The organism is Pseudonocardia bannensis (genome assembly GCF_012911875.1).
Taxonomy (GTDB): Bacteria; Actinomycetota; Actinomycetes; order Mycobacteriales; family Pseudonocardiaceae; genus Pseudonocardia; species Pseudonocardia bannensis.
On sequence record NZ_JAAXKZ010000214.1, the window covers coordinates 1 to 4,746 of the forward strand.

Consider the following 4,746-nt stretch of genomic DNA (forward strand, 5'->3'; position numbering starts at 1 on the left):
GACAGCATCGACCCCACCCCCGCCTACCCCATCTCATGACCACGACCACCCCGCGAGTCGCGGTATCCCCGCGCGCGAGTCGCGGTATCCCCGCGCGCGAGTCGGGGCGTCCCCGCGGCCGGGTGGGGGCGGGCCGGCGATGAAGCCACTCGACCCCCGGCTGCTGCGCACCGCGCGCGCGGTGCGCGTGCACCTGGCCGTGACCGTGCTCTGTGGTGCCGCGGTGACCGGGCTGATCCTCGCGCAGGCCTGGCTTCTCGCACACACGATCGGCGAGACCACCCGCGGCGCGGGCCCGGGCGAGCTCGGCTGGGCGATCGGCGCCGTCGGGCTGGTCGCGCTCGCCCGGGCCGTGCTCGCCCACGGGGCCGAGACGGCGGCGTTGCGCAGCGCGGCGCGGGCGAAGTCCCAGCTGCGCCGCCGGCTCGTCGCCCACGTGACCTCCGGGCCGCCCGACCCGGCGGGGCGCAGCCCCGGGGAGCTCGTCACGCTGGCGACCCGCGGCCTCGACGCGCTGGACGACTACTTCGCCCGCTACCTCCCGCAGCTCGTGCTGGCCGCCCTGGTACCGCTGGCGGTGCTCGTCGTGGTGGTGCGCGCGGACTGGATCTCGGCGCTGGTCATCGGGTTGACGCTGCCGCTGATCCCGTTGTTCATGGCGCTGGTCGGCTGGCACACCCAGGCCCGCACACGCCGGCAGTGGCGGCTGCTGAACCGGCTGGGCGGGCACTTCCTCGACGTCGTCGAGGGGCTGCCGACGCTCGCGCTGTTCCGCCGCGCGAAGGCCGAGGCGGCGCTCGTCCGCCGGGTCACCGACGACCACCGCCGCGCGACGATGGGCACGCTGCGGATCGCGTTCCTCTCGGCGTTCGTGCTCGAACTCGTGGCCACGCTGGCCGTGGCGCTCGTCGCCGTCGAGGTCGGGCTGCGCCTGATGTACGGCCGCCTCGATCTCGAGACGGCACTGCTGGTGCTGATCCTGGCCCCGGAGGCGTACCTGCCGCTGCGCGAGGTCGGGGCGCGCTTCCACGCCAGCATGGAGGGCGTCGCCGCGGCCGAGCAGGTCTTCACCGTCCTCGACGGCCCCGGTGGGAAGCCGGTGTCCCGTCGCCCGGACAGCCCCGGGCACGCCGAGCAGGCCCCGAAACGCGGGGTGGCGCTGCGCCTGGAGGACGTCGCGGTCACCTATCCGGGCCGCGACACTCCCGCCCTCGACGGTGTCCGCCTCACGGTGCCGGCCGGGTCGAGCCTGCTCGTCAACGGGCCGAGCGGGTCGGGCAAGAGCACGCTGCTGGCGGTCCTGCTGCGCTTCGTCGAGCCCGGGGCGGGCCGGGTCACCGTCGACGGCGTCCCGCTCGACGCGCTCGACCCCGACGCCTGGCGGCGGCGCGTCGCCTGGGTGCCGCAGCAGCCCTACCTGTTCGACGACACCGTCGCCGGCAACATCCGGCTCGGCGACCCGGGCGCGAGCATGGCCTCGGTCCGCCGGGCCGCCGAGCTCGCCGAGCTGGGAGAGGTGGTCGCCGCGCTGCCCGACGGCTACGAGACCCGCCTCGGTGAGCACGGTGCCCGGCTGTCGGCCGGGCAGCGACAGCGGGTGGCGCTGGCCCGGGCGTTCCTGCGTGACGCCCCGGTCGTGCTGCTCGACGAGCCGACCGCGCACCTGGACCCGGACAACGCCGCCGCCGTCCGCACCGCCGTCGGGCGGCTGCTGCACGGGCGGACCGGCGTGATCGTTGCGCACGACGCGGGCTGGGCCGACGTCGTCGACGACACCGTCCGGATCGACCACGGGCGGCTCCGGCTGCCCCACGGGCTGGTGAGCGGCAATGGGCGCTAGAACGGCGTCATCCACTCCCGGGCCGCTGCGGAGGATGATCGGGTTGGCCCGGCCGCGGGGGACCCGCTTCGCCCTCGGCGTGCTGGCCGGGGCCGTCGCCACCGCGTCCGGGGTGGGGCTGCTCAGCCTCGCCGCGTGGCTCATCGCCACCGCGGCCACCTCGCCGCCGATCACCGCCCTGAGCGCGGCGGTGGTCGCGACCCGGGCGCTCGGCGTGACCCGCGGCGTGGCGCGCTACCTGGAGCGGCTCGTCACCCACGACGCGGCGCTGCGCACGCTGGCCGACGCCCGGGTGCGGGTCTACGCGCGGCTGGCCCGCACCGAACCGGTCCGCCGGTTCCGGTCCGGCGACCTGGTGTCGCGGTTGGTCAGCGACACCGACGCCACCCAGGACCTGCTCGTCCGCGGCCTCACGCCGCCGCTGGCCGCGCTGGTGACCGGTGCCGCGACCGTCGCGCTGAGCACCGCACTGCTGGTCCCCGGCGGGCTGCTGCTGGCCGGGGGCCTGCTGCTCGCCGGGCTCGCCGTTCCGCTCGTCGCCGCCGTGCTCGGCCGCGGGCCGGGGCGCCGGCAGGCGGCCGCCCGCGGGGAGCTGTCCACGGCGCTGGTGGACGCCCTGCACGGCGCCCCGGACCTCGTCGCGTACGGCGCGATGGACCGCGCGGTGCGCCGCGTCGAGCGCGCCGACGCCGAGCTCACCCGGGTGGCTCGTCGCGACGCGGGTTTGCTCGGGCTCGGCGCGGGCGCCTCGGCCCTGATCGCCGGGCTGACGCTGTGGGGCACCCTGCTGCTCGGCGTCGCCGCCGTCGAGGCCGGCACGCTCGGCCCCGTCCCGCTGGCCGTGCTGGTACTGACCGCGCTGGCCGCGTTCGAGATCGTCGCCCCGCTGCCCGCCGCCGCCGCCCGGCTGGGCGCGATCCGGGCCGGCGGTGCGCGGCTGTTCGACGTCCTGGACACCCCGCCCGCGGTGCGCGGCCACGCGGGCGGGGCCCTGCCCCCGGGCGCGCTGCAGGTCCGCGACCTGCGGGTGCGGTACGGCCCCGGAGAGCCGTGGGCCCTCGACGGCCTGGACCTGGACCTGCCGCCGGGCGCCCGGGTCGCCGTGGTGGGGCCGAGCGGATCGGGCAAGAGCACGCTGGCCGCGGTGCTGTTCCGGTTCCGCGACCCCGATGCGGGCACGGTGCGTCTCGGCGGGGCCGACCTCACCGCCCACGCTCCCGACGCCTCCCGCGCGATGATCAGCGGCGTCCCGCAGCACCCGCACCTGTTCGCGAGCACGATGCGGGAGAACCTGCGGCTGGCCCGCCCGGACGCGACCGACGCCGACCTGTGGGACGTGCTCGCCCGCGTCCGGCTCGCGACCGACGTGGCCGCGATGCCGCGCGGCCTGGACAGCGACGTCGGGACCCACGGCGCCCGGCTCAGCGGCGGCATGCGCCAGCGGCTCGCGCTGGCCCGCGCGTTGCTCACCGACGCCCGGCTGCTGGTGCTCGACGAGCCGACCTCGCACCTCGACCCGGACACCCGCGACGCCGTGCTCGACGACCTGCTCGCCGCGACCGGCGACCGTGGCCTGCTGCTCGTCACCCACGATCTCTCCCGGCTGGACCGGATGGACGCGATCCACGTGGTGGTCGGCGGCCGGGTCGTGCAGCGCGGCACGCACACCGAACTGCTGGCGGCGGAGGGCTGGTACCGCCGGGCGCACGGACTGTGTGCCCGGGGCCCGGGGCGGGTGGCCGCTGCCGCGCGGTGATCCACCGGATTCACCCGCACCACGCCACCGCCTCCGGGTGGCGCGCGAACCCCGAGCGGTGGTGTCGCCGGCCCGCGGCTGTGCCCGGCATCCGGCCGCGCGCCCGGTCGGTCCCGGGTACGGTCGCGGGACCGGCCGCAGCGGCCCCTCCTCGTCCGCTTCCTTCCGACTGCGAGAGGTCGTCACGTGCTCGCCGACGGTCGTGGCGCGAGACCGCCGCCCGGGCCCCGGAGACCGGCGGCCCGTGGTGGCGGACGGCGGTGGTCTACCAGATCTACCCACGCAGCTTCGCCGACTCCGACGGCGACGGCATCGGCGACCTGCCCGGCATCACCGCCCACCTGGACCATCTCGCCGATCTCGGGGTGGACGTGCTGTGGCTCTCGCCGGTCTACCCCTGGTCCGACACGGAGCTCGTGATCGGCAACCACCCGCCGCCGCGCGACCACCACGAGCTGCGTCCGTGGGAGGCCCGGGTGTACCGCCGAACGCCGCGCTAGCCGGCCGCACCCGAACGCGCGGCGACGCCCGGCCGGCGCCTGTCGGGAACGCCGGCCGGGTCGCCGTCACACCTGTGCGAGCAGGACCCGCATCTCGTCGATCTCGCTCCGCTGGGCGTCGATGATGGCGCGGGCCAGGTCACGGGCCTCCGGGTCGGAGCCCTGGTCGATCTGGGTCTGCGCCATCCGCACGGCGCCCTCGTGGTGCACGATCATGAGCTGCAGGAACAGCCGGTCGAACTCCGGGCCCGAGGAGCGGTCGAGCTGCGCCATCTCCTCGGCCGTCATCATCCCGTCGCCGTGGTCCGCTCCGCCGTGGTCCGCTCCGCCGTGATCCATGTCGTCCATCGCGCCGTGGTCCATCGACTCGAAGTCCGTCCCGCTGTGGTCCATCGGATCGTGGTCGGTGTGGACCGCCTCGTCGGCGCCCCACCGCTCCAGCATGGCACCCATGGTCGCGATCTCCGGGCCCTGCGCGGCCTCGATCCGCCGGGCGAGATCCGCCACCTGCGGATTCGTGCTCCGGTCGGGCACCAGGCGGCTCATCTCCAGCGCCTGGCGGTGGTGCACGATCATGCCGCCCGCGAAGCGGACGTCGGCCTGGTTGTGCGCATCGGCGGTGGCCGCGGGGGCCGGCGACGGGGACGGGG

At 76.6% G+C, this 4,746-nt stretch carries 3 protein-coding genes and 1 pseudogene; 3 read left to right on the top strand and 1 reads right to left on the bottom strand.

Features of this window, described 5'->3' with window-relative positions:
• Positions 1–139 precede the first annotated feature (139 nt).
• From cydD to HF519_RS29375, 3 genes and pseudogenes are all read left to right on the top strand, one after another.
• Entirely contained in the window at positions 140–1,840 is a 1,701-nt protein-coding gene (gene cydD, locus HF519_RS29365; RefSeq protein ID WP_169416222.1) for a thiol reductant ABC exporter subunit CydD, read from the top strand.
• Positions 1,830–3,596 carry a thiol reductant ABC exporter subunit CydC gene (cydC, locus tag HF519_RS29370; protein ID WP_169416223.1) on the top strand — a complete coding sequence of 589 codons (1,767 nt, stop codon included), beginning with the start codon at positions 1,830–1,832 and terminating at the stop codon, positions 3,594–3,596. The genes cydD and cydC overlap by 11 nt, the downstream gene beginning before the upstream one ends.
• A gap of 260 nt (positions 3,597–3,856) precedes the next feature.
• Positions 3,857–3,991, top strand: a pseudogene (locus HF519_RS29375) (alpha-amylase family glycosyl hydrolase); the annotation flags it as partial.
• Positions 3,992–4,162: 171 nt separating this feature from the next.
• Here the strand turns inward: HF519_RS29375 and HF519_RS29380 are convergent.
• Positions 4,163–4,746, bottom strand: a 584-nt coding sequence (locus tag HF519_RS29380) for a DUF305 domain-containing protein (protein WP_169416224.1), incomplete at its 5' end; no start/stop codon positions are given.